At 53.7% G+C, this 24,485-nt stretch carries 22 protein-coding genes and 1 riboswitch; of the genes, 18 read left to right on the top strand and 4 right to left on the bottom strand.

Annotation, left to right across the window (positions count from 1 at the left end; translation table 11 throughout):
- Nucleotides 1–97: 97 nt before the first annotated feature.
- From IEX01_RS18830 to IEX01_RS18790, 8 genes are all read left to right on the top strand, one after another.
- Entirely contained in the window at nucleotides 98–415 is a 318-nt protein-coding gene (locus IEX01_RS18830) for a DUF6572 domain-containing protein (protein ID WP_188724351.1), read from the top strand.
- Between the two features lie 397 nt (nucleotides 416–812).
- Nucleotides 813–992 carry a hypothetical protein gene (locus IEX01_RS18820; protein ID WP_188724350.1) on the top strand — a complete coding sequence of 60 codons (180 nt, stop codon included), beginning with the start codon at nucleotides 813–815 and terminating at the stop codon, nucleotides 990–992.
- Nucleotides 993–1,426: 434 nt separating this feature from the next.
- Nucleotides 1,427–1,927: a contact-dependent growth inhibition system immunity protein gene (locus IEX01_RS18815; protein ID WP_188724349.1), complete on the top strand. Its 501-nt coding sequence runs from the start codon at nucleotides 1,427–1,429 to the stop codon at nucleotides 1,925–1,927.
- Nucleotides 1,928–1,984: 57 nt separating this feature from the next.
- Nucleotides 1,985–2,317, top strand: a complete 333-nt coding sequence (locus IEX01_RS18810; RefSeq protein WP_188724348.1) for a hypothetical protein — start codon at nucleotides 1,985–1,987, stop codon at nucleotides 2,315–2,317.
- A gap of 580 nt (nucleotides 2,318–2,897) precedes the next feature.
- Nucleotides 2,898–3,398, top strand: a complete 501-nt coding sequence (locus tag IEX01_RS18805) for a contact-dependent growth inhibition system immunity protein (RefSeq protein ID WP_188724347.1) — start codon at nucleotides 2,898–2,900, stop codon at nucleotides 3,396–3,398.
- A 211-nt stretch (nucleotides 3,399–3,609) separates the two neighbouring features.
- A complete protein-coding gene (locus IEX01_RS18800) occupies nucleotides 3,610–4,218 on the top strand; it encodes a hypothetical protein (RefSeq protein ID WP_188724346.1) in 609 nt (202 codons plus the stop codon).
- Between the two features lie 4 nt (nucleotides 4,219–4,222).
- Entirely contained in the window at nucleotides 4,223–4,609 is a 387-nt protein-coding gene (locus tag IEX01_RS18795) for a CDI toxin immunity protein (RefSeq protein ID WP_188724345.1), read from the top strand.
- 335 nt (nucleotides 4,610–4,944) lie between these two features.
- Nucleotides 4,945–5,418: a hypothetical protein gene (locus IEX01_RS18790; RefSeq protein WP_188724344.1), complete on the top strand. Its 474-nt coding sequence runs from the start codon at nucleotides 4,945–4,947 to the stop codon at nucleotides 5,416–5,418.
- Nucleotides 5,419–5,610: 192 nt separating this feature from the next.
- Here the strand turns inward: IEX01_RS18790 and ppc are convergent, their stop codons facing one another.
- Both ppc and argE read right to left on the bottom strand, forming a co-directional pair.
- A complete protein-coding gene (gene ppc, locus IEX01_RS18785) occupies nucleotides 5,611–8,262 on the bottom strand; it encodes a phosphoenolpyruvate carboxylase (RefSeq protein WP_024557930.1) in 2,652 nt (883 codons plus the stop codon).
- Nucleotides 8,263–8,606: 344 nt separating this feature from the next.
- On the bottom strand, nucleotides 8,607–9,758 hold the full coding sequence (gene argE, locus IEX01_RS18780; protein ID WP_024557931.1) for an acetylornithine deacetylase: 1,152 nt from the start codon (nucleotides 9,756–9,758) through the stop codon (nucleotides 8,607–8,609).
- Between the two features lie 180 nt (nucleotides 9,759–9,938).
- On the opposite strand from argE, the gene argC reads away from it, so the two are divergent.
- The 5 genes from argC to oxyR all read left to right on the top strand — a co-directional run bounded on the left by argC (nucleotide 9,939) and on the right by oxyR (nucleotide 15,698).
- Nucleotides 9,939–10,943: an N-acetyl-gamma-glutamyl-phosphate reductase gene (gene argC, locus IEX01_RS18775; protein WP_024557932.1), complete on the top strand. Its 1,005-nt coding sequence runs from the start codon at nucleotides 9,939–9,941 to the stop codon at nucleotides 10,941–10,943.
- 16 nt (nucleotides 10,944–10,959) lie between these two features.
- Nucleotides 10,960–11,736 carry an acetylglutamate kinase gene (gene argB / locus IEX01_RS18770; protein ID WP_125454208.1) on the top strand — a complete coding sequence of 259 codons (777 nt, stop codon included), beginning with the start codon at nucleotides 10,960–10,962 and terminating at the stop codon, nucleotides 11,734–11,736.
- A 26-nt stretch (nucleotides 11,737–11,762) separates the two neighbouring features.
- On the top strand, nucleotides 11,763–12,980 hold the full coding sequence (locus tag IEX01_RS18765) for an argininosuccinate synthase (RefSeq protein WP_024557934.1): 1,218 nt from the start codon (nucleotides 11,763–11,765) through the stop codon (nucleotides 12,978–12,980).
- 136 nt (nucleotides 12,981–13,116) lie between these two features.
- Nucleotides 13,117–14,490: an argininosuccinate lyase gene (gene argH / locus IEX01_RS18760; protein ID WP_188724343.1), complete on the top strand. Its 1,374-nt coding sequence runs from the start codon at nucleotides 13,117–13,119 to the stop codon at nucleotides 14,488–14,490.
- A 290-nt stretch (nucleotides 14,491–14,780) separates the two neighbouring features.
- Entirely contained in the window at nucleotides 14,781–15,698 is a 918-nt protein-coding gene (oxyR, locus tag IEX01_RS18755; RefSeq protein WP_024557936.1) for a DNA-binding transcriptional regulator OxyR, read from the top strand.
- On the opposite strand, the gene sthA is transcribed toward oxyR, so the two are convergent.
- Nucleotides 15,681–17,081: a Si-specific NAD(P)(+) transhydrogenase gene (sthA, locus tag IEX01_RS18750; RefSeq protein ID WP_024557937.1), complete on the bottom strand. Its 1,401-nt coding sequence runs from the start codon at nucleotides 17,079–17,081 to the stop codon at nucleotides 15,681–15,683. The genes oxyR and sthA overlap by 18 nt on opposite strands.
- 195 nt (nucleotides 17,082–17,276) lie before the next feature.
- Between sthA and fabR the strand changes: the two genes are divergently transcribed.
- From fabR to IEX01_RS18735, 3 genes are all read left to right on the top strand, one after another.
- Nucleotides 17,277–17,915, top strand: coding sequence for an HTH-type transcriptional repressor FabR (gene fabR, locus IEX01_RS18745; protein ID WP_034881898.1), 639 nt, complete (start codon nucleotides 17,277–17,279; stop codon nucleotides 17,913–17,915).
- 10 nt (nucleotides 17,916–17,925) lie between these two features.
- On the top strand, nucleotides 17,926–18,285 hold the full coding sequence (locus IEX01_RS18740) for a YijD family membrane protein (protein WP_024557939.1): 360 nt from the start codon (nucleotides 17,926–17,928) through the stop codon (nucleotides 18,283–18,285).
- A 544-nt stretch (nucleotides 18,286–18,829) separates the two neighbouring features.
- Entirely contained in the window at nucleotides 18,830–20,110 is a 1,281-nt protein-coding gene (locus IEX01_RS18735; protein WP_188724342.1) for an MFS transporter, read from the top strand.
- A gap of 54 nt (nucleotides 20,111–20,164) precedes the next feature.
- Here IEX01_RS18735 and trmA read toward each other — a convergent pair whose 3' ends face one another.
- Complete coding sequence (trmA, locus tag IEX01_RS18730) at nucleotides 20,165–21,277, bottom strand: tRNA (uridine(54)-C5)-methyltransferase TrmA (protein ID WP_188724341.1); 1,113 nt, start codon at nucleotides 21,275–21,277, stop codon at nucleotides 20,165–20,167.
- 119 nt (nucleotides 21,278–21,396) lie between these two features.
- Nucleotides 21,397–21,578: riboswitch (cobalamin riboswitch) on the top strand.
- Between the two features lie 69 nt (nucleotides 21,579–21,647).
- On the opposite strand from trmA, the gene btuB reads away from it, so the two are divergent.
- Nucleotides 21,648–23,492 carry a TonB-dependent vitamin B12 receptor BtuB gene (gene btuB, locus IEX01_RS18725; RefSeq protein ID WP_188724402.1) on the top strand — a complete coding sequence of 615 codons (1,845 nt, stop codon included), beginning with the start codon at nucleotides 21,648–21,650 and terminating at the stop codon, nucleotides 23,490–23,492.
- On the top strand, nucleotides 23,437–24,288 hold the full coding sequence (gene murI, locus IEX01_RS18720; RefSeq protein WP_188724340.1) for a glutamate racemase: 852 nt from the start codon (nucleotides 23,437–23,439) through the stop codon (nucleotides 24,286–24,288). Before btuB ends, murI begins: the two co-directional genes overlap by 56 nt.
- The last annotated feature ends 197 nt before the right edge of the window (nucleotides 24,289–24,485 follow it).

Genomic DNA, 24,485 nt, shown 5'->3' with positions numbered 1-24,485 from the left:
GTGATTTCTGGAGCGGGTAAGCCCGGTTTTGAAGAGGAATTTTAATTCCACCTGCTAAAGTTAATGTGGTAACACCAGATAAAGGCAAAGGTTAAATATGTCAGTAGAAGATATTAATAAGATAGATTTTATGGGGATACCTGAAAACGAGCCAGACGTTGTTAGTCTGGCTATCTCTGATCATCTGGCATGGAGGAGCGCAACTAATGAACATTTGTATAAGTTGCAGGAGAAAATAAACTCATACATTAGATTTATAGAAGGAGGAGAAATAAAATATAATTTTCCTACAGTTCATAAAGATGCCAAAAAAAGGATTGAAATATATTTCAAAAACAATCCTCCAGATGAAGTAATGTTTTTTTTCATGAAGTCGAGAAAGTACTCGCAGAGGTTGGTGTCTCGTTGCGCTTAAGATTAAATGATTAAGCTTATATATAATATTGTTTTTTTATAAATGAGCCTGTTTTTCAGGCTCTGCCTCTGCCTAAAATTAGAAATGCGGTAGAATATAGAGCGATCTTAATGTGGCTTTGGTATAACAGAGGCTATGACGGCTAATTACATTCTGGAAGCTGTGAATAATTATCCGGCTGGAGCTACTGTTGCAAATTCCATGGAGTACATGTAAAAGCTGAGAGAACATGCTTATAATTTTGGTTGGCTTGTTGGAGGCGCTACTGTCACTGGGAGTAAAGGCGGGATAGGCCTCTCAGTTGGATTCGGACCATCGGTTGGCGTGAGCGGTGAATCTAAATTACCGCCGTTGAATATAGATATAGATGGAGAATCGACCAGGGAGATATACCATCATGATTTCTAATAACTATTTCTTTTATTTTAATGCTGTTGGGTTGGCTATATCGCTGGCAGCTTTGGCAATTATATTTTTTCTTTTTGTCTATAAAGTTTTGGGTGGCGCTAAACCAGGGAAGGATGTTCTTGTTTTTAGTGACTATCTTTTTTTTGCAGGAATACTGGATCGAACCTGACAGCCTTGCTTTTGATTTTTATTTATTGCTTTGGTCTTGCGCTGGAGTTTAACAAGGCGAACGATCCACTAGCGCTTCTTAATAATATTCCTGGTGTGCTTGCTGTTATTTTATTTATTGTGCACGGGAAGTTCTTTTCTGGGTTGGTTTATAATAGTAATAGTAAAATTCTTTTTATAAAAGAATTTTTCTTGAGAGGAGGACTGTCAAAGTGCCTTCTGTTATTGTGGTTGTCAAGATTGCTCTATGTGGCCTGGCTTATATTATTAATGCGTAACAAGCTCACTTATTGAAATGTATTTCATTAATGAATGGCCCAGGTCAAAGTCCGATATTTGCTTGAATAAAACGGATTTCTGAGCTGTTATGATACAGGTGCAGGGTAATAAACTTGATTTGAGTAGAAGATATATTAAGCGGGAATTAAGGAAATAATGAAATTTAACCAAAACCAGGATTACTGGGCTAATGTCTTTATAACGAATGATTTTTTTTGCATTGATACTTATTCTGGGCTAGGCATGACCGGAAGGGACGCTTTGTTCCCTTCTCGTTTGCTTCCACCAGACGCTGATGATATGCGCATAGGTGACGCTATTTTACAGGCATTGTCGGATAGCAGAAGTCTGGTAGTACGCGAAGAGCGTGCGGCTTTTTTTGATGCCGATAAAGTTAAAGAAAGATATAAAAATTGGACAGCTATGTTGCTAGAGCAGTATCAATATAAGACCAAAAAAACGTTATTTAAAGATATGAAAAAATGCACTGTGCACTGCGTGAACGATATCATTACAATAATCCCAACGCGCCATGAAAAGTTAGAAGCCTGGGGGCGGTCTAAAGGCGATGGCATTGAGGACGTTATTCTTTCGACAAATAATTCGCCTGCTGAAATTGGCGCCGGTTTGCGGCTGGCTTTGAGCCGTTGTAAGTAAGCCGGGCGTGGCGGGTGAGATACAAATTCGCATTGATTATCCAGGCTATGGCGGAAGTTGAAAAATATAGGTAGATTCACTGAAAAATTATTGTCCATTTGCAGTGACAGTCAGTCTTCAGAACGCCCTGAAAGCCAGCAGTTAGCGACCTGGCCGTTTCCGGCAGTGAAAGAACTGATCTCCTTTTTAGAAACTAAAAATGGTTTCTATGGGTTTGAGTCCGCGCTTTATCTCTTTCCTTTACGCGCAGAAGGGAGCGAGGTTGGTTTGATAAGCTGGAAACAGCTGTCGCTATGGATTGAGGCCTTTAACCGGATGGCTTCAGAGGCGCTATTTTTCGCTGAAGATATGGACTGGTTGCTTATTCGATCTCTGAACTTGAACCAGTAGCGGATAATACAGAACTGCACAAAAACAACCTGAGCAAAGCGGTCCTGGCGTCGGTGACTGTGGCGTTTATGTTAGATAAACTATCATCAGGAAACGGAAAAGCTTCTCAGGGAACTTTTTTGGCAGGAATACTGGATCGAACCTGGCAGCCTTGCTTTTGATTTTTATTTATTGCTTTGGTCTTGCGCTGGAGTTTAGCAGGGCGAACGATCCAATAGCGCTTCTTAATAATATTCCTGGTGTGCTTGCTGTTATTTTATTTATTGTGCACGGGAAGTTCTTTTCTGGGTTGGTTTATAATAATAATGGTAAAATTCTTTTTATAAAAGAATTTTTCTTGAGAGGAGGACTGTCAAAGTGCCTTCTGTTATTGTGGGTGTCAAGATTGCTCTATATGGCCTGGTTTGTATTATTAATGCGTAACAAGCTCACTTATTGAAATGTATTTCATTAATGAATGGCCCAGGTCAAAGTCCGATATTTGCTTGAATAAAACGGATTTCTGAGCTGTTATGATACAGGTGCAGGGTAATAAACTTGATTTGAGTAGAAGATATATTAAGCGGGAATTAAGGAAATAATGAAATTTAACCAAAACCAGGATTACTGGGCGAGTGCATGTTGCACTGAGGATTTTATTTGCATCGACACCTGTTCAGGATTAGGAAGAGTAGGGCGCGATCCGGCTTTTCCGTCTGATTTACTTATGCCAACAGTGGATGATCATGGCCTGGGCGAAGCGCTCATTCAGGCTTTGTCTAACAGTCGAACACTAAACGATCTGCAAGAGCGCACAGTCTTTTTTAATCCGGAGAAAAGTAAGAGTAATTATTCGGACTGGGTGGCTATGTTGAAGGCGCGTTACGGTTATAAGAGTAACAAGGCCTTATTTAAAGATATGAAAAAATGCACGGTGCATTGCGTGAACGATGTCATTACCATAATCCCCACGCGCCATGAAAAGTTAGAAGCCTGGGGGCGGACTAAAGGCGATGGCATTAAGGACGTTATTCTTTCAACAAACAGTTCGCCTGCTGAAGTTGGCGCCGGTTTGCGGCTGGCTTTTAGCCGTTGTAAGTAAGCCTGGCGTGGTGGGAAGCCAGTGTGGCGGGTGAGCTATAAATCCGCATTGAGTAACTGCTGAGTAACGCCAGCTTAAGCATGCGGTAAAGCTAAACAACCGGTTCAGAAGATACGCAATGTTTATATCGAGAAGATAAAACGAATGCGTGGCTTTGTATGTGGCTGGTCGCACTGCGCTTCCTCTAATATTTTTAATAAAGAGAGCAAACATGAGCGTTCTTAAGCCGGACAGGGTGCCAGGATTTGGCGCAATCTACACATGGTTCGCGATGGATCGACCAGGACGAATAGCTTTTATGCTTAACAACTGCTTTGGTGATTTACCTGAGGCCTTGCTACGTATTGATAACGTTGAAGCGCTGCTTGACAGTATGAGTGAGTTCGTCTGGGAAGAGTCTCCTGATTATTCAACTTATCCCGCTGATAAAGGCGGTGATTTTACGGTGGATTTATTTTCTGCATGGCGTTTCAGGGATAATCTCAATAAAGAGTATATTATAAATAAATTAAAAAATGAGTGGTCAGAATCAGGAAAATACAGCGATGCTAACCTGGCTATCAATAAAGGATTATTTATTTACTGGGGAGTAGAAGGCTCTTCCCCGGGGCAGGACTATCCTTTTGGATATGAAGGTGAAACGAAAATGGGTGATTATTTCAGGTATATAGTTCCCACAAAATTTGCTTCGGTTGACGATTTCCCGCCAGCGCTTCGCAGTGGTATCGCCGTATCCCGCACCCTTGATTTCACGGTTGATCTGGTACTGGATAACGATAAAATTAATGCTTATTTTCCGGCAGTTTTTTCCGCTGACTAACCCCATGACACTTTTTGAAGAATGCAAAGCCGCGCTGAAGGCTGACTTCCACATCGTTGAAGGTGAGCAGGAAAACGTGGCTATCAACATCCTTTCAGGCTACCTTTCTCCACATGGCGGTGTGGCATGGTCTGGAATGGATCATGCCGATCACGAGAGTCTGGATGCGAGCCTTAATTCCGGCCTTCTTAATAATCAGCCGGTTTTTGTGCTGGCGGATGATGCAGATATTCCCGTCTTTAAAACAAATGTAAAGCTGATCGCGGAAAATATCGATGACGTGACGGCTTTGCGCCCTGTTTTATATATTTTCAATGAAGAGATTATTCTTCAGCCTTTATTTCCAACCGAGAAAATACGTGCAGGAAGTAAACCGAAAGCCCACCGTTAACCTGTAAAGAAATATTATCGGGCCAAACTCCGAATCTCCTCGCCTCATCTTGCCTGTACAAATTTACAGCCGTAATCTGCTCCCGCGTCTGCAAAATCAGACGCCGGGATTGGCGTCCTGAAAAATGAATGGAGATACAAGACGCGCTGCGTCTTACGTGTCGTACCCCGTTGCTACCCTTTTTCAGGGTATACTCTCAGCGGCGGCTCGGGCAGGGGAACCGCAAGGTTCGCCAGTATCCATTCAACTTGTACGCCAACCCTGTCCGGGCTGCCACCTGAGTTTGGCGTCTCAGGTGGTCGCGAAAAGCAAATGACTATCGAATGGAAAAAGTCATGACCCAACATATCTTCACCCTGCACGATATCTTCCGCACCACTCCCTGGAACCCGCTGGTCTACGGCGAACTGCGCAGCGAAAAGTGCGACTATGTCGACCTCGCGCAGACCCTTGAAGTGCTCTCCGACCTGCTTATCGACACTAAAAACCGTACCGAGCGGCCCGTGGTCTGCCGCGCCATCGGGGCGTATCTCCACGCGCTGGAAAAACGTCTGGAAGCGCCGCTCTCTCCGGCGCATCAGGAGGCGCTAACCACTGATTCGCTGCCGCCTTTGCCGGATTCGCCCTTCGCGCCGGATGAAGATTTGCTGCGCGAGTACTGCGCCGCGCTCAATACTCTGCTGCTTGATAACAGGCTTGAAGAGGGCATAGCGAAAACCCTGACAGGGCTGCTGTACGAGCTGCTGGGCTATCTGGTGGAAGCACTCACTACGCCCTGCTTTTTACGCGGCGATGAGCAGGCAGACTAAGCTATAACCCCCGACAGGGCAGGCGCAGCGGTCGACGCGGCTGGGCGCCTCGTTGGTGGCGGTGAGTGGCGTCATCGGCTTTATTGGCCTTGTGGCGCCGCCTCTGTTTCTGGTGGGGTGAGGATGGTGTGCATAAATGAAGAATAAAAAAATCCCCGCGTCGGGCGGGGATTTGTTTTTTGACGTCAGCGCTTAACCGGTATTACGCATGCCCGCCGCGACGCCAGCGATGGTGACCATCAGCGCCTGTTCAACGCGTGGGTCAGGCTCCTGGCCCTGTTCTTCCGCCAGGCGTGAACGGTGCAAGAGTTCAGCCTGCAGCACGTTCAGCGGGTCGGTGTAGATATTACGCAGCTGGATGGACTCGGCAATCCACGGCAGGTCCGCCATCAGATGCGAGTCGTTGGCGATATCCAGCACCACTTTGATGTCCGCTTCCAGCAGCTCGCGCAGCTCTTTGCCGAGCGTCCAGAGCTCTTTTTTCACCAGGCGCTGGTCGTAATATTCCGCCAGCCACAGGTCCGCTTTGGAGTAAACCATCTCCAGCATGCCGAGGCGGGTAGAGAAGAACGGCCAGTCGCGGCACATGGTTTCCAGCTCGCTCTGCTTGCCGTCTTCCACCACCTTGCGCAACGCCGCGCCCGCGCCAAGCCAGGCGGGGAGCATCAGGCGGTTCTGCGTCCAGGCGAAGATCCACGGAATGGCGCGCAGCGATTCCACGCCGCCGGTCGGGCGACGCTTCGCCGGGCGGGAGCCAAGCGGCAGCTTGCCGAGCTCCTGTTCCGGCGTGGCGGAGCGGAAGTAAGGCACGAAATCTTTGTTTTCGCGCACATAGCCGCGATACATGTTGCAGGAGATAACCGACAGCTCGTCCATTACCTGGCGCCACGCTTTTTTCGGCTCCGGCGGCGGCAGCAGGTTCGCTTCCAGGATAGCGCTGGTATAGAGCGACAGGCTGCTGATGGTGACTTCCGGCAGGCCGTATTTAAAGCGGATCATCTCGCCCTGTTCGGTGACGCGCAGGCCGCCTTTCAGGCTACCCGGCGGCTGGGAGAGCAGCGCCGCGTGGGCTGGCGCGCCGCCGCGGCCGATAGAGCCGCCGCGACCGTGGAACAGCGTCAGCGCAATGCCCGCCTTCTCGCAGGTTTTGATCAGCGCGTCCTGCGCCTGGTACTGCGCCCAGGAAGCGGCCATCACGCCCGCGTCTTTCGCGGAGTCGGAATAGCCAATCATCACCATCTGCTTGCCCTGAATAAAGCCGCGATACCAGTCGATGTTCAGAAGCTGGGTCATCACGTCGTTGGCGTTGTTCAGGTCGTCCAGGGTTTCAAACAGCGGCGCGACAGGCAGCGCGAAGCCGATGCCCGCCTCTTTCAGCAGCAGGTGAACCGCCAGCACGTCGGACGGTGTTTTCGCCATCGAGATAACGTAGGCGGCGACGGAGCCGCGCGGCGCTTCGGCAATCACGCGGCAGGTGTCGAGCACTTCACGCGTCTCTTCGCTCGGCTCCCACTGGCGCGGCAGCAGCGGACGTTTAGAGTTCAGTTCGCGAATAAGGAACGCCTGCTTGTCGGCTTCGGACCAGCTTTCATAGTCGCCAATGCCGAGGTAGCGGGTCAGTTCACCCAGCGCTTCGGTGTGGCGGGTGCTCTCCTGGCGAATATCGATGCGCACCAGCGGCACGCCGAAACACTTCACGCGGCGCAGCGTGTCGAGCAGTTCGCCGTTGGCGATAATGCCCATGCCGCACGCCACCAGCGACTGGTAACAGGCGTAAAGCGGCTCCCACAGCTGTTCGTTCTGGGTAAGCAGCCCCTGCGGCTTCGGCAGCTTCTGGCCCTTCAGGCGCGCTTCCAGCCAGGCCTGCGTTGCCAGCAATTGCGCGCGCAGCCCTTTCAGCAGATAGCGGTACGGTTCGGTGGCGCCTTCCGCGCCGACCATTTCGCGCAGTTCGTCGGTGCACTCCACCATGGAAAGTTCAGAGATAAGCAGCTGAATATCTTTCAGGAACAGATCGGTCGCTTTCCAGCGGCTCAGCAGCAGCACGTGGCGGGAGATATCGGCGGTGACGTTCGGGTTGCCGTCGCGATCGCCGCCCATCCAGGAGGTAAAACGCACCGGGACAAAATCGACCGGCAGCTTATAACCAAGCTGCGATTCCAGCTGCTCGTTCAGCTCGCGCAGGTAGTTCGGCACCCCTTCCCACAGGCTGTTTTCCACCACCGCGAAGCCCCATTTGGCTTCATCTACCGGGCTTGGGCGGTATTTACGAATTTCATCAGTATGCCAGGACTGAGCCAGCAGCTGGCGCAGACGACGCATAATCTGGTTGCGCTCATAGTCGGCGATGTCTTTATGGTCGAGCTGCTTTAAGCAGTTATTCACTTCGACCATTTTATGAATAAGCGTACGGCGGGTGATCTCGGTCGGGTGGGCGGTGAGCACCAGCTCCAGCGACAGCGATTCCACAGCCTGCTTGATGGCGGCTTCGTTGATGTCCGGTTGGTCTTTGAGTTTACGCAGCGTGCGGGCGATGATTTCCGGATTGCTGGCCGCTTCGCCTTTGGGCGAAATGCTGTGGTACTGTTCGGCGGTGTTGGCCAGATTAAGGAACTGGCTGAACGCGCGGGCGACCGGCAGCAGCTCGTCGTTGGACAGGTTTTGCAGCGTGGTTAACAGTTCCTGGCGGTCGGCTTCATTGCCGGCACGGGACGATTTCGACAGTTTGCGGATGGTTTCCACCCGGTCCAGGATGTTCTCTCCCAGCGCACCCTTGATGGTATCCCCAAGCAACTTGCCGAGCATACTGACGTTACTTCGCAAAGCGGAATATTGTTCGTTCATTTACCCCAGACACCCCATCTCACCTGTAAAAGTCCTGCATCTTTCAAGCCACAGCGGCGTTGGCTGCTCTCGCCCACCCGGGTCACTTACTTAAGTAAGCTCCCTGGGATACGCTCGCTTGCCGCCTTGCTGCGACTCGAAATCTTTCGGACTAAGCCTCTTCGTTGTCTTTTATAAAGCCACGCCAAACCCCGTTCGTCAATTGCTGCGAAATCGCTTCAGCTGACGAGCAGATCTCCGCAATTTACGAAATTTAATTCACCAGATGGCTAATAAGCGTTTCTTATGGAATTTGCCCGATCGGCAGAATAAAAAGGGGGCGATCGCCCCCTTATGCACAACTTTTAATGCCAGCAAAAATGATGCACAACCTGCGTAATTAATTCGCGAGTCGGCTTGATAAAGCGCGTTTCCAGAAACTCATCCGGCTGATGCGCCTGGTTAATGGAGCCTGGGCCGAGCACCAGCGTAGGGCAGAGCGTCTGGATAAACGGCGCTTCGGTGCAGTAGTTCACCACGTCGGTTTGCGCGCCGAGCAGCTTTTCCACCACCTGCACCAGCTGATGATCCGGCGGGCATTCGTAGCCCGGGATCGGCGGGTGCAGCTCAGCCACGTTGATGCGTCCCGGCCAGCGCAGGCTCACCGGCTCAAGCGCGTCGTTCAGCAGGCCGTTTAAGTCGTCCAGCGTCATGCCCGGCAGCGGGCGGATATCCATATGCAGTTCGCAACAGGCGCAGATGCGGTTAGCCGCGTCGCCGCCGTGAATGTGGCCGAGGTTAAGCGTCGGATAAGGCACGGTGAAGGCGTCGTAGTGATAGCGCGCTTTCAGGTTGTCGCGCAGCGCCATGATGTGCGTAATGGCTTCATGCATCAGCTCAATGGCGTTCACGCCGCGCGCCGGGTCGCTGGAGTGGCCCGACTGGCCCAGCACGCGAATAGCGCTGGAAATATGGCCTTTATGCGCGCGCACCGGCTGCAGCGACGTGGGTTCGCCGATGATGGCGCAGTCGGGGCGAAGCGCGGTGGTTTCAGAGAAATAGCGTGCGCCCGCCATGGTGGTCTCTTCATCGGCGGTCGCCAGAATATAGAGCGGCTTTTTCAGCTGCGTCACGTCCACATCCCGCAGCGCATCCAGGATGAACGCGAAGAAACCTTTCATGTCGGCGGTGCCGAGACCGTAAAGCTTATTGTCATGTTCGGTGAGGGTAAACGGGTCGCGCGTCCAGCGCCCGTCATCGAACGGCACCGTATCGGTATGGCCCGCCAGCAACAGGCCGCCCGCGCCGTTTCCGGTGCTGGCGAGCAGGTTGAACTTGTTGCGCGTGCCGGGCACCGGCTGCACTTCCACATTGAACCCCAGTTCGCGAAACCATCCCGCCAGCAGATTGATTAAAGACTCATTGCTCTGATCCAGCGCAGCGTCGGTGGCGCTGATGGACGGCGTGGCGATCAACGCACGGTAAATCTCGATAAATGGCGGTAATTTCGTTTTCACTGTTGACATACCTTAGGTCGGATAGTATCAATATTCATGCAATATTAGTGAATAAAAATACATTAACGTTGAGCGTGAGGGAACTGCAGGGTTCCGGTCATGCGAACCACGCTCGCGAACACGGCTAAGGCCTGCGGCCAACGCCTTAAGCAAATGACGGTAAGAAGGTAAACAGCCCCGATGTTGAACACGCTGATTGTTGGCGCCAGCGGTTATGCCGGCGCAGAGCTTGCGACCTACGTGAATCGCCATCCGCATATGAACATAACCGCTTTGACGGTCTCAGCGCAAAGCAATGATGCAGGAAAATTGCTCTCCGATTTGCATCCGCAGCTGAAGGGCATTCTCGATTTGCCGCTGCAGCCGATGTCCGACATCAGCGAGTTTACCAGGGACCTGGACGTGGTGTTTCTCGCCACCGCCCACGAGGTGAGCCACGATTTAGCGCCGCAGTTTCTGGAAGCGGGCTGCGTGGTGTTCGATCTCTCCGGCGCGTTTCGCGTTAACGACGCGGCCTTCTACGACAAATTTTATGGCTTCACCCATCAGCATCCGGATCTGCTGGAGCAGGCGGTTTACGGCCTTGCCGAGTGGAACGTGGAGAAGCTGAAAGAGGCGAAGCTGGTTGCCGTGCCGGGCTGCTACCCGACGGCGGCGCAGCTCTCCTTAAAACCGCTTATCGACAACGGCCTGCTTGATCTCAGCCAGTGGCCGGTTATCAACGCCACCAGCGGCGTGAGTGGGGCAGGGCGCAAGGCGGCGATGTCTAACAGCTTCTGCGAAGTGAGCCTGCAGCCGTACGGCATGTTCAACCATCGTCATCAGCCGGAAATCGCTACCCATCTGGGGACAGAGGTGATTTTTACGCCGCACCTCGGCAACTTCCCGCGCGGCATTCTGGAAACCATTACCTGCCGCCTGAAGCCGGGTGTTACCCAGGCGCAGGTGACGGAGGCGTTCCAGCAGGCGTATGCCGATAAACCGCTGGTGCGCCTGTATGAGAAAGGGGTGCCGGCGCTGAAAAATGTGGTGGGCCTGCCGTTCTGCGATATCGGCTTCGCCATGCAGGGTGAGCACCTCATCGTGGTGGCGACCGAAGACAACCTCCTGAAAGGGGCGTCGGCGCAGGCGATGCAGTGCGCGAATATTCGCTTTGGTTTTACTGAAACGCAGTCTCTTATTTAACCGACAGTCAGGTGAGATGATGAACCCGTTAATTATTAAATTAGGTGGCGTGTTGCTGGACAGCGAAGAGGCGCTGGAGCGTCTGTTCACCGCGCTGGTGAACTACCGCGAGTCCCACCAGCGTCCGCTGGTCATCGTTCACGGCGGCGGCTGCGTGGTGGATGAGCTGATGAAAAAGCTCAACCTGCCGGTGCAGAAAAAAGATGGCCTGCGCGTTACGCCTGCTGACCAGATAGACATTATCACCGGCGCGCTGGCGGGCTCCGCCAACAAAACGCTGCTCGCCTGGTCGAAAAAACATGCTATTCCCGCCGTCGGCCTTTATCTCGGCGATGGCGACAGCGTCAACGTGACGCAGCTTGATGAGTCGCTGGGCCATGTGGGCCAGGCGCAGCCGGGTTCGCCGAAGCTGATTAATACGCTGCTCGACGCAGGCTTCCTGCCGGTGGTGAGCTCCATCGGCGTGACGGAAACGGGCGAGCTGATGAACGTCAACGCCGACCAGGCGGCGACAGCGCTGGCGGCGACCCTTGGCGCGGATTTGATCCTGCTCTCCGACGTGAGCGGCATCCTGGACGGCAAAGGCCAGCGCATCGCCGAGATGACCGCCGCCAAAGCGGAACAGCTTATCGCCCAGGGCATCATCACCGACGGCATGATTGTTAAAGTGCACGCGGCGCTGGACGCCGCCCGCACGCTGGGCCGCCCGGTGGATATCGCCTCCTGGCGCCACGCGGAGCAGCTGCCCGCACTATTTAATGGCGTGTCCATCGGCACGCGCATTTTAGCCTAATTAAAAGTTTCTAAAGGAAAACGACAATGCAAAATCACGGCATCAAAAAAGTTGTTCTTGCTTACTCCGGCGGCCTGGATACCTCCGCCATCATTCCATGGCTGAAAGAGAACTATGAAGGCTGCGACGTGGTCGCCTGCGTGGTGGATATCGGCCAGGATCGCGACGACCTGAAAGGCGTTGAACAAAAAGCCCTGCGCTCCGGCGCTTCTGAATGCTACGTCGTCGATGCGCGTGAAGAGTTCATCAAAGATTACGTTTACCCGGTGCTGCAGACCGGCGCGCTGTATGAAGGCAGCTACCTGCTCGGCACCTCCATGGCGCGTCCGCTGATCGCGAAAGCGCTGGTGGACGTGGCGAACAAAGTGGGCGCGGACGCGCTCTGCCACGGCGCGACCGGTAAAGGCAACGACCAGGTGCGTTTCGAATCCGCCTGGGCGGCGCTGGCGCCGAACCTGAAAGTGATCGCCCCGTGGCGCGAGTGGAACCTGCGTTCCCGTGAAGCGCTGCTGGATTATCTGAAAGAGCGTGATATCCCGACCACCGCCACGCTTGAGAAAATCTACAGCCGTGACGAGAACGCCTGGCACATTTCCACCGAAGGCGGCGTGCTGGAAAGCCCGTGGAACGCGCCGAACAAAGATTGCTGGGTCTGGACCGTCGACCCGCTGGAAGCGCCGGACCAGCCTGAGCAGGTCACCGTAACCGTCGAAAAAGGCAAAGTGGTGGCGGTGAACGGCGAGCATCTCTCTCCGTTCCAGTGCCTGGAAGCGCTGAACAAGATTGGCGCGAAGCACGGCGTGGGCCGTATCGACATCGTGGAAAACCGTCTGGTGGGCATTAAGTCCCGCGGCTGCTACGAAACCCCGGGCGGCACCATCATGATGGCCGCGCTGCGCGGCGTTGAGCAGCTGGTGCTCGATCGCGATAGCTTCAAATGGCGCGAACAGGTTGGCCTTGAGATGTCTTACGTCGTGTACGACGGCCGCTGGTTCGCCCCGCTGCGTCAGTCTCTGCAGGCGGCGGCAGAGTCGCTGGCTGAGCAGGTCAATGGCGAAGTGGTGCTGCAGCTCTATAAAGGCCAGGTTACTGCGATTCAGAAGAAATCGCCGAACAGCCTCTATAACGAAGCGTTCGCGACCTTCGGCGAGGACGAAGTGTACGACCACAGCCATGCGGGCGGCTTTATCCGTCTGTTCTCGCTCTCTTCACGCATTCGCGCGCTGAACGAGCAGAAGAAGTAATCAGGCTTGATGCAAAGGGCGGGCGGCGCTTCGCTTATCCGCCCTGAGCGAGCCTAAGTATGTTGTCTGGCGGGAAAGCGCGCGCGTTACCCGCCAGTAAAAAGATAATCAGGACAGGAATTTACGGAGCGTAACTATGGCACTTTGGGGCGGACGTTTTACTCAGGCAGCGGATCAGCGTTTTAAACAGTTTAACGACTCCTTACGCTTTGATTACCGACTGGCTGAGCAGGACATCATCGGGTCGGTGGCCTGGTCCAAAGCGCTGGTGACGGTAGGCGTGTTGACGGGCGCGGAACAGCAGCAGCTGGAAGACGCGCTGTCGGTACTGCTGGAAGAGGTGCGGGAAAACCCGCAGGCGATTCTGGAAAGCGACGCTGAAGACATCCACAGCTGGGTGGAAGGCAAGCTTATCGATAAAGTCGGCGCGCTTGGCAAAAAGCTGCATACCGGACGCAGCCGTAACGACCAGGTGGCGACGGACCTTAAGCTCTGGTGCAAAGAGCAGGTCGGCGAACTGCTGGCGGCCAACCGCCAGTTGCAGAGCGCGCTGGTGACCACGGCGGAAAACACGCAGGACGCGGTGATGCCGGGTTATACCCACCTGCAGCGCGCCCAGCCGGTGACCTTCGCCCACTGGTGCCTTGCTTATGTTGAAATGCTGGTCCGCGACGAAAGCCGCTTGCAGGATACGCTCAAGCGCCTGGATGTAAGCCCGCTTGGCAGCGGCGCGCTTGCAGGCACGGCTTATGAAATCGACCGCGAACAGCTGGCGGGTTGGCTCGGCTTCGCATCGGCGACGCGCAACAGCCTGGACAGCGTTTCTGACCGCGACCACGTGCTGGAGCTGCTCTCGGATGCCTCTATCGGCATGGTGCACCTTTCGCGCTTTGCAGAAGATCTGATTTTCTTTAACTCTGGCGAGGCGGGCTTCGTCGAACTTTCCGACCGCGTCACTTCCGGCTCTTCATTAATGCCGCAGAAGAAAAACCCGGACGCGCTGGAGCTGATTCGCGGCAAATGCGGCCGCGTGCAGGGCGCGCTCACCGGCATGATGATGACCCTCAAAGGGCTGCCGCTGGCATACAACAAAGATATTCAGGAAGACAAAGAAGGGCTGTTCGACGCAATTGACACCTGGCTTGACTGCCTGCACATGGCGACGCTGGTGCTGGATGGCATTCAGGTGAAGCGTCCGCGTTGCCAGGAAGCGGCGCAGCAGGGTTATGCGAACGCCACCGAGCTTGCCGATTATCTGGTCGCCAAAGGGGTGCCGTTCCGTGAGGCGCACCATATCGTTGGCGAAGCAGTGGTGGAGGCGATTCGTCAGGGCAAAGCGCTGGAAGCGCTCGCGCTCGATGATTTGCAACAATTCAGTGCTGTAATCGGCGAGGATGTTTACCCTCTCCTGTCGTTGCAATCCTGCCTGGATAAGCGCGCAGCCAAAGGCGGCGTCTCTCCGGTACAGGTGAAGCTGGCGATTGACGCCGCGAAGCAACGGCTGGCTTAACTTTTTTGCTTTGCTCCTCTCAGCCTGGCCTTGTCGCCGGGCTTTTTTTCATTTTTACGCGGCTTTCCGCAGGCAAAAAAAAAGCGGACATCAGGTCCGCTAAAAGTTCACGTTGGCTTTAGTTATTCAGGTCAGAGAGATTCTCTGCCGGCAGGTTCTCAACTTAAGGGGTCGATTAGTTAAGTATCCTGCCGCTGAGGCCTATTATTCATATTCTGACTTGATAGGGATAATCGTTGATTGCTATGATATCTATCGCCATGAACTATCGTGGCGGCGGAGGATGATTAATGAATATTCGTGATCTTGAATACCTGGTGGCGTTGGCCGAACACCGGCATTTTCGCCGCGCGGCGGACGCTTGTCATGTCAGCCAGCCTACGCTGAGCGGGCAGATCCGCAAGCTGGAAGATGAACTGGGCGTAATGCTGCTGGAGCGCACCAGCCGTAAAGTGCTGTTCACCCAGGCGGGGCTGCTGCTGGTCGATCAGGCGCGCACCGTGCTGCGCGAAGTCAAAGTGCTTAAAGAGATGGCGAGCCAGCAGGGCGAAGCGATGTCCGGCCCGCTGCACATCGGCCTTATCCCTACCATCAGCCCCTATCTGCTGCCGCTGGTGATCCCCATGCTGCACCAGACTTTCCCGAAGCTTGAGATGTACCTGCACGAAGCGCAGACGCATCAGCTGCTGGCGCAACTCGACAGCGGCAAGCTCGACTGCGCCATTCTGGCGCTGGTGAAAGAGAGCGAATCCTTTATTGAGGTGCCGCTTTTCGACGAGCCGATGATGCTGGCGGTGTATGAAGATCACCCGTGGGCGAACCGCGACCGCGTGCCGATGGGCGAGCTGGCCGGTGAAAAACTGCTGATGCTGGAAGATGGCCACTGTCTGCGCGATCAGGCGATGGGCTTCTGCTTTGAAGCGGGCGCCGATGAAGACACCCATTTCCGCGCCACCAGTCTTGAAACGCTGCGCAATATGGTCGCCGCAGGCAGCGGCATTACGTTGCTGCCGTCGCTTGCCGTGCCGCCGGAGCGTCATCGCGACGGCGTGGTTTACCTGCCGTGCGTGAAGCCGGAGCCGAAACGCACCATCGGTCTGGTTTACCGTCCGGGCTCCCCGCTGCGCAGCCGCTATGAGCAACTGGCGGAGGCCATCCGCAAACAGATGGATGGCCATTTCGACGCCGCGTTAAAACAGGCGGTTTAAGCCATTCAACGCAGCGACCCGATAGGCTTCCGCCATGGTCGGGTAGTTAAAGGTGGTGTTAACGAAGTACTCAATGGTGTTGCCGCCGCCTTTCTGCTCCATTATCGCCTGGCCGATATGAATAATTTCGGCCGCGCGTTCGCCAAAGCAGTGAATGCCGAGGATCTCTTTCGTCTCGCGATGGAAGAGGATCTTCAGCGTGCCGATGTTCATCCCAACGATTTGCGCCCGCGCCAGGTGTTTGAACTGCGCGCGTCCCACCTCATACGGCACTTTCATCGCCGTCAGCTGCTGTTCGGTTTTTCCGACCGAGCTGATTTCCGGAATGGTGTAAATGCCGGTAGGAATATCTTCCACCAGATGGGCGGAGGCTTCGCCTTTGATCATCGCCTGCGCGGCGATGCGGCCCTGGTCGTAAGCAGCGGAGGCGAGGCTCGGATAACCGATAACATCGCCCACGGCGTAGATATGCGGCAGCGCGGTCTGGTACATGCTGTTTACTTTCAGCAGCCCGCGGCTGTCGACGTCCAGCCCGATATTTTGCAACGCCAGCGAGTCGGTATTGCCGGTGCGACCGTTAGCGTAGAGCAGGCAGTCCGCTTTTACTTTTTTGCCTGACTTCAGGTGAACGATAACGCCGTCGTCCACCCCTTCGATTTTTTCGTACTCTTCGTTGTGGCGAATCACCACGCCGCTATTCCAGAAATGGTAGGAGAGGGAATCTGACATCTCCTGGTCGAGAAACGCCAGCAGGCGATCGCGGGTGTTTATCAAATCAACCTTGACGTTCATGCCGCGGAAGATAGAGGCGTATTCGCAGCCGATAACCCCAGCGCCGTAAATAATCACGTGGCGCGGCTCATGATGCATGCTGAGGATAGAGTCGCTGTCGTAGATGCGGGAGTGGTTAAAGTCGACGTCTGCCGGATGATAAGGACGTGAGCCGCAGGCGATAACAAACTTCTCCGCAGTCAGCGTTTCCACCGAGCCGTCCGGACAGGCGAGCGCAAGCGTATTATCGTCAACGAAATGGGCGTCGCCCTGCAAAATAGTGCAGCGGTTGCGCTCATAAAAACCCTGCCGCATGTTGGTTTGCTGATTAATGACGTTGTCGGCGTGGTTGAGAATATCGGCGAAAGAAGAGCGGAGAGGGCGGGAATGGCTGCTGTATAAAGGATTCTGGTTGAACTCAATAATGCGGCTGACAGCGTGGCGCAACGCTTTCGACGGGATAGTGCCCCAGTGGGTGCAACCGCCGCCGACGTTATGGTAGCGCTCGACTACCGCTACCCGTGCTCCCTGCTTAACCAGTCCCATCGCGGCGCCTTCGCCGCCGGGGCCGGAGCCAATCACTATTACGTCATAATCGTAGGTCTGTGGCATGGTAAGGCTTACCTTATTCTTATACATAAAAACAACAGAATAGTAACATCTCTGTGCGGTTAACCCAATTATCACGCGGTTATTTCCTTGTTAACGGGAGATGGCGCGCGTAAACAATCATTCACAATCCAGTATAAACCCGGTAATTTTGTTCTCTGGTATAGTGCCGTTTCAACAGGAAGGATTCAGGCAAACGTGATGGGTGTAAGAGCGCAACAGAAAGAACGAACCCGGCGATCTTTAGTGGAAGCCGCGTTCAGTCAGCTTAGTGCTGAAAGAAGTTTTGCCAGCCTGAGCCTGCGCGAAGTCGCGCGCGAAGCGGGCATCGCGCCTACCTCGTTTTATCGGCATTTCCGCGACGTGGATGAGCTGGGGCTGACGATGGTGGATGAGAGCGGCCTGATGCTGCGCCAGCTGATGCGCCAGGCGCGTCAGCGCATCGCTAAAGGCGGCAGCGTGATCCGCACTTCCGTTTCCACCTTTATGGAATTTATCGGCAACAACCCGAACGCATTTCGCCTGCTCTTGCGGGAGCGCTCCGGCACGTCGGCGGCCTTTCGTGCGGCGGTGGCGCGGGAAATTCAGCACTTTATCGCGGAACTTGCCGATTATCTGGAGCTCGAAAACGCGATGCCGCGCAGTTTTACGGAAGCTCAGGCGGAAGCGATGGTGACTATCGTCTTCAGCGCCGGGGCCGAAGCGCTTGATGTCGGGCCGGAACAGCGCAGGCAACTGGAAGAGCGGCTGGTATTGCAACTGCGGATGATCTCCAAAGGCGCTTATTACTGGTATCGCCGTGAACAGGAAAAGATGTCGCACCACGCTGAAAACTGAAGGACAGACAATGAAAACTTCTACTCAAGAAAAAGGTACCTTGCTGCTGGCGCTCATCGCCGGCCTTTCTATCAACGGCACCTTCGCGGCGCTGTTCAGCTCCATCGTACCCTTCTCCATCTTTCCGATTATCTCGCTGGTGCTGACGGTGTACTGCCTGCATCAGCGCTACCAGAACCGCACCATGCCCGTGGGCCTGCCGGGCCTTGCCGCCGCCTGTTTTATTCTGGGCGTGCTGCTGTACAGCGCGGTAGTACGTGCGGAATACCCGGCGATTGGCTCCAACTTCCTGCCTTCGGTGCTCTCCGTTGTGCTGCTGTTCTGGATTGGCTTTCGCCTGCGTCGTCGTAAAAACCAGTCTCTGGATTAAGCGCCAGAGCGGAAAGTAGAAAGGGCGCCCTGGCGCCCTTTGTTTTTGGCGCCGTTTTCCGCGCATTATCAGCAACAGCGCCGCACCCGAGTTTGAACTTAAAAAGAGTTTGCGCAAAAAGCGTATAAACACGCTTTTGATCTGCGTTCTGTTTTCCGTTTTTCATCCTGCGCACTGCGGCCTGGCCGCTGTTTTTTCATTATTGCTATAAGCACGAACCTGGGGTGAAACCGTTTTCTTGCCAGGCCGCACGGCATCAGGCCTCCACGCCATTAAAAAATAAATCAGACTGCGATTCATCTGGCTTTTATTACTACCATTCTACAAAACAATGTTTGTTATTAATATGAACCTTGTTTCTTTGTTGTTAATTAATAAATCAAACCAATACTTGAACCACAAATAATTGCTAATTTTCATCATTTGCAGAGTGGGATAGCTGTCACGACTTTCCATAAAGGGATTAAATAACATTATGGAACGCTATTTCATTTTAAATGGATATGCGTTTCCATCCTTCAAGTGTGAGATGACAGGTGTCCTGATGAAAATTATAAAAGGGTTACGCTGGTACATGATCGGCCTGGTCATGCTGGCGACCGTATTAAACTATCTGGCAAGAAACTCATTATCGGTGGCGGCGCCGACAATGATGCATGAACTTAATATTACCATTCAGCAGTATTCTTATATCGATGCCGTTTTTAAAGGCTGTTATACATTAATGCAGCCAGTCGCAGGGTTTATTCTTGACTTTCTTGTTACGAAAACAGGCTATATTATTTTCGCTGTTGCGTGGGGGTTACTAAATATGGCGCACGCTTTCGCCGGCTCCTGGGGCAGCCTCGCTTTTTTGCGCGGCGCGCTGGGCGCTGCCGAAGCGGCGGTGATCCCGGCCGGGCTGAAAGCCTCGTCGGAATGGTTCCCGGCTAAAGAGCGTTCCGTGGCGGTAGGGTGGTTTAACGCCGGTGCTGCTATTGGCGGGGTCATCGCTCCGCCGCTGGTCGCTTGGGCGATTCTGGCGCACAGCTGGAACTTCGCCTTCCTTATTACTGGCGGTGTAAGCTTAATCTGGGCTATCGCCTGGTATAAATTTTATAACAGCCCTGATAAACATAAAAATATCTCTAAGGAAGAGCTTAAATATATTAAAGAAGGTCAGGAAGAGCAGCACCAGGCAACTAATAATAAAAGAGCGCCGGTTTCAACTTTATTGAAAAACCGCCAGTTCTGGGGGATCGCGCTGCCTCGTTTTCTTGCCGAACCAGCATGGGGCACGTTGAACGCCTGGATACCGCTCTTTTTATTTAAAGCTTACGGCATGGATATTAAGCAAATAGCTATGCTGGCCTGGCTGCCGATGGTATTTGCCGATGTGGGATGTATTGTTGGCGGCTATTTACCCGGCTTTTTCCAGAAGCGTTTTGGCGTGACGCTGGTGGTGTCGCGTAAGCTGGTGGTGACGGTCGGTGCGCTGTGTATGATTGGTCCGGGGCTGATTGGTCTTTACAGTAATCCCTACTTCGCCATTCTGATGCTCTGCTTCGGCGGCTTTGCGCACCAGACTCTGTCAGGCGCGCTGATTACGCTCTCTTCCGATCTGTTTGGTCGTAATGAAGTGGCGACCGCGAACGGCCTGACCGGGATGATTGGCTGGGGCGGCTCCACCATCTTTACTCTGGTGGTCGGGGCGTTGGTAGAAACAATCGGCTTTTCGCCCCTTTTCGTCATGCTGACCATTTTTGAAATGCTGGCGATGACGATTGTCTGGACGGTGATCAAAGAGCCGAAGCGTAAATACGAACACCTTAGCGCCAGTTCATAAAGCCGAACGAAGCGGAGAAAGACTCCGCTTCGCGTCGTCAGGCGCGGCGAGAACTTATTTCGCTGCGCCTTTTGCCGTCAACAGCACGCCGCATTCCATGTGATGGGTGTAAGGGAACTGATCGAACAGCGCCAGACGTTCAACGTTATGCGTTTGCGACAGCGTTTCCAGATTTCCGCAGAGGGTTTGCGGGTTGCAGGAGATATAAAGGATGCGCGGGTAAGCCTGCACCATTTTTACCGTGTCGGCATCCAGCCCGCTGCGCGGCGGATCGACGAAGATCGTCTCGCAGTGATAGCTTTTCAGGTCGATCCCTTGCAGACGATTAAATTCGCGCACGCCGTTCATGGCCTGCGTAAACTCTTCTGCTGACATGCGGATAATCTGCACGTTGTCGATGTGGTTGGCTTCGATGTTGTACTGCGCAGCGGCCACCGAAGGTTTGGCGATTTCCGTCGCCAGTACGCGCTCAAAGTTGCGCGCCAGCGCCAGCGAGAAGTTGCCGTTGCCGCAGTAGAGCTCCAGCAGGTCGCCGCGGGCGCCTTTCGTCACATCCAGCGCCCATTCCAGCATCTGAATATTCATCGCCGCGTTAGGCTGCGTGAAACTGTTTTCTACCTGACGATACACCATCTCTTTTCCCGCCACCGGCAGGCGCTCGTCAATGTAATCCTGGTCGAGCTCGATTTTGGTTTTTGTCGCGCGGCCAATCAGGTGCACATCAAACCCTTGCGCACGCAGCGCGTCGCGCAGCGCAGTCGCCTGCTCCCGCCAGGCTTCATCCAGCTTACGGTGATAAAGCAGCGAGACCACCGCCTGATTGCTCATCGTCGTCAGGTAATCAATCTGGAACAGCTTGTGACGCAGCGTGGGGTTATCGCGCACGCCATCAATAATGGCGGGCATTAACGCATTAATCAGCTCGCTTGCCGCCGGGAAGCTGTTCACGCGGATACGCTGGCGGGTCTCTTGATCAAAAATAATATGGTAGAGGTCGTCGCCATCGTGCCAGACGCGGAACTCGGCGCGCATGCGATAGTGACTTACCGGCGAGCGAAACACCTCCGGCGCCGGCGCGTTAAAAGGAGCCATCATGTCCTGCAGGCGTACCATTTTCTCGTCCAGTTGAGCGTCGTACCGTTCTGTCGGGAGGTGTTCGGGCGTCATTATGCTTCCTGAGTGATAAAAATTTACGCGGGGATTGTAGGGAATGCAGGCGTGATGTCCAGCCCGAAACGAATGTTACGCAATATTAATAGCAGTCTGGACATCTATATGGTGCTGAATGTAGCATGCGCGTTCCGGTCTCCTTGAGTGAAAAGGGAATCCAGTGAAAAGCTGGAGCTGACGCGCAGCGGTAAAGACAGGCGGGATGATAGCGATTCGCAGACACTGCTTATATAAGCGGGAAGTCATCGTCCACTTTACGCCTCCAAGCCCGAAGACCTGCCGGAAACACGTCGCACTCTGCACGATCGTCGCGTTCTACCGATCGTGACTGCGGCATCCTTCGTATTAAGCGGATGCTTTGTTAATGATGATAAAAAAAGTCTCGCTGTTGACGGCGCTTTCCGTCACGGCTTTTTCTGGCTGGGCGCAGGAAACAAGCTCGGATTCAATGGTAGTCACCGCAAACCGTTTTCAGCAGCCTGTGAATACTGTTCTGGCGCCGACAGAAGTGATTACGCGTGAGCAGATCGACCGCTGGCAGGCGAAATCCTTAAGCGATGTCATGCGCCGTTTGCCGGGCGTCGATATTGCCCAGTACGGCGGCATGGGCCAGACTTCTTCAACTTTTATCCGAGGCACAGAAGCTAAACATGCGCTGGTGCTGGTGGATGGCGTTCCTGTTGCGCGTTCCGGTATTTCCAATGATCCGGATCTTAATCAAATCCCGATTTCGTTGGTTCAGCGCATTGAATATATTCGCGGCCCGCGCTCTGCTGTGTATGGCTCCGGCGCTATAGGCGGGGTAATCAATATTATTACCCAGGCGAGTGACGCGAAATCGCAAATTAATGCCGGTTTCGGTTCACGCCACTACCAGGAGTATGACGGCGCGCTACGTCAGCGCTTTGGCAATACGGTCGCGACAATTGCCGGGGCCTACAAAAGCACCAGGGGGTTTAACGTTCAGCCAGACTCCAGCTGGAGCCGCGACAGCGATCGTGATGGCTACCGCAATAAAACGTTCTGGGGCGGTCTTGAGCACAAGTTCAATGACAGTTTTGACGGCTTCTTCCGTGGCTATAGCTTTAGCAACAATACGGATTACGACCAGGGTGACTATGGATATGACGCTGGCGGCGATGAACATCAACTCTATAACCAGAACTGGGATGCGGGCCTGCGTTTCAATTCCGGTATCTATTCTTCTCAGCTCATTGCCAATTACCAGAAAATTAAAGATTACAACTACAGCAGCGTATATGGCCGCTATGAGGATGGCACTACGCTTGATGATATGGAGCAGCGTTATATCCAGTGGGGCAATAACCTTATTGTCGGTCATGGCTCGGTAAGCGCAGGGGCGGACTGGAAGCAAGAGCGTCTGGCTTCCTCTGACGACTACTCCCGCGATACCTATAAACGCGAAAATACCGGGCTTTACCTTACCGGGCAGCAGCAGTTCGGCGATGTGACGCTGGAGGCTTCCGGACGTGAGGATAACGACGACGAGTTTGGCTGGCACGGCACCTGGCAGACGGCGGCAGGCTGGGAGTTTATCGAAGGCTACCGAGCAACCGTTTCTTACGGCACCGGTTTTCTCGCGCCTTCTTTAGGCCAGCAGTATGGCGCCGGGCGCTTCGGCATTGCTTCTAACCCGAACCTTAAGCCGGAAGAGTCGAAACAATGGGAAGCGGGTCTTGAAGGGCTGACGGGGCCGCTGGACTGGCGTTTGTCGGCGTATCGTTATGAGATTGATAACCTCATCACTTATGACGATGACGCGTATTACAACATCAACTCGGCGACTATCAAAGGTGTGGAGTGGACCGGCAGCGTAGATACGGGGATCTTTAGCCATCGTGTAACGCTGCAGTATATCGACCCGCGTGATGATGAAACGGATGAAGTATTGCCGCGCCGCTCTAAACGTCAGGCAAAATATCAGCTGGACTGGACGATGTTTAATCTGGATATGGATATTGCATGGCAGTACTTTGGCAAGCGCTATGACAACCGAAGCTCCAGCTATAACCCAGAGCAGCGTGTGTTGCCAAGCTACAGCACGGTAGATATCTCTGCTTCTTATCCGCTGACCTCTCATCTCACAGTTCGTGGTAAAATAGCTAACCTGTTCGATAAAGATTACGAGACAGCTTATGGCTATCAAACTGCAGGACGAGAATACACCTTGTCTGGCAGCTACACCTTCTGATGCCCGGCCTACCGTGCTGGTTTTTGACTCCGGCGTCGGTGGGCTTTCTGTTTATGATGAAGTCCGGCAGCTTCTGCCGGACCTTCATTATCTCTACGCCTTCGATAATGTGGCTTTCCCTTATGGCGAGAAAACCGAAGCGTTTATCGTTGAGCGAGTCGTTGAGATAGTGACTGCGGTCCAGCAGCGTTATCCGCTGGCGCTGGCCATTATCGCCTGTAATACCGCCAGCACGGTTTCGCTGCCTGCGTTGCGTGAAAAGTTCGCTTTCCCGGTTGTAGGGGTAGTCCCTGCGATTAAACCCGCTGCACGGCTCACGGCGAATGGCGTGGTTGGGCTGCTTGCCACCCGCGCTACGGTGCGCCGTCCTTATACGCATGAGCTTATCGCGCGCTTCGCTACCGAATGCCAGATTGAAATGCTTGGCTCGGCAGAACTGGTGGAGCTGGCGGAAGCGAAGCTGCATGGCGAAACGGTCCCGCTGGATGAACTCCGTCGTATTCTGCGCCCGTGGCTGCGTATGCCGGAGCCGCCGGATACCGTAGTGCTCGGTTGTACCCATTTCCCTTTGCTTCATGAAGAACTGATGGCGGTACTTCCGGAAGGCACCCGGCTGGTAGACTCCGGTGCGGCGATAGCGCGTAGAACGGCCTGGCTGCTGGAGCATGAAGCGCCGGATGCAAAATCAGCGGATGAGAACCTTGCCTATTGCATGGCGATGACAGAGGAAACTGAACAGTTACGGCCAGTTCTTGAACGATATGGCTTTAAAAAGCTCGAAAAACTGCCACTTTAAGACGGTGTTGAGCAAAAAAGAAACGGTTGAAAAATTATTTGAAAATAGGGCTTGTCAGTCAGCGAGAACGCCCTATAATGCGCCTCCACTGACACGGCACAACGGCATACACGCCGGCCTGGCAGCAAGAATCAAAACGGAATTAAGCGTAAATTAACGCTTGACTCTGAGGCGGGAAAGCGTAGTATACGCAACCC

The sequence above is a fragment of the Franconibacter daqui genome (assembly GCF_014644275.1).
Lineage (GTDB): Bacteria > Pseudomonadota > Gammaproteobacteria > Enterobacterales > Enterobacteriaceae > Franconibacter > Franconibacter pulveris.
Note: the sequence above shows the minus strand (reverse complement) of the source record. Positions and strands in the feature narration are given on the sequence as shown.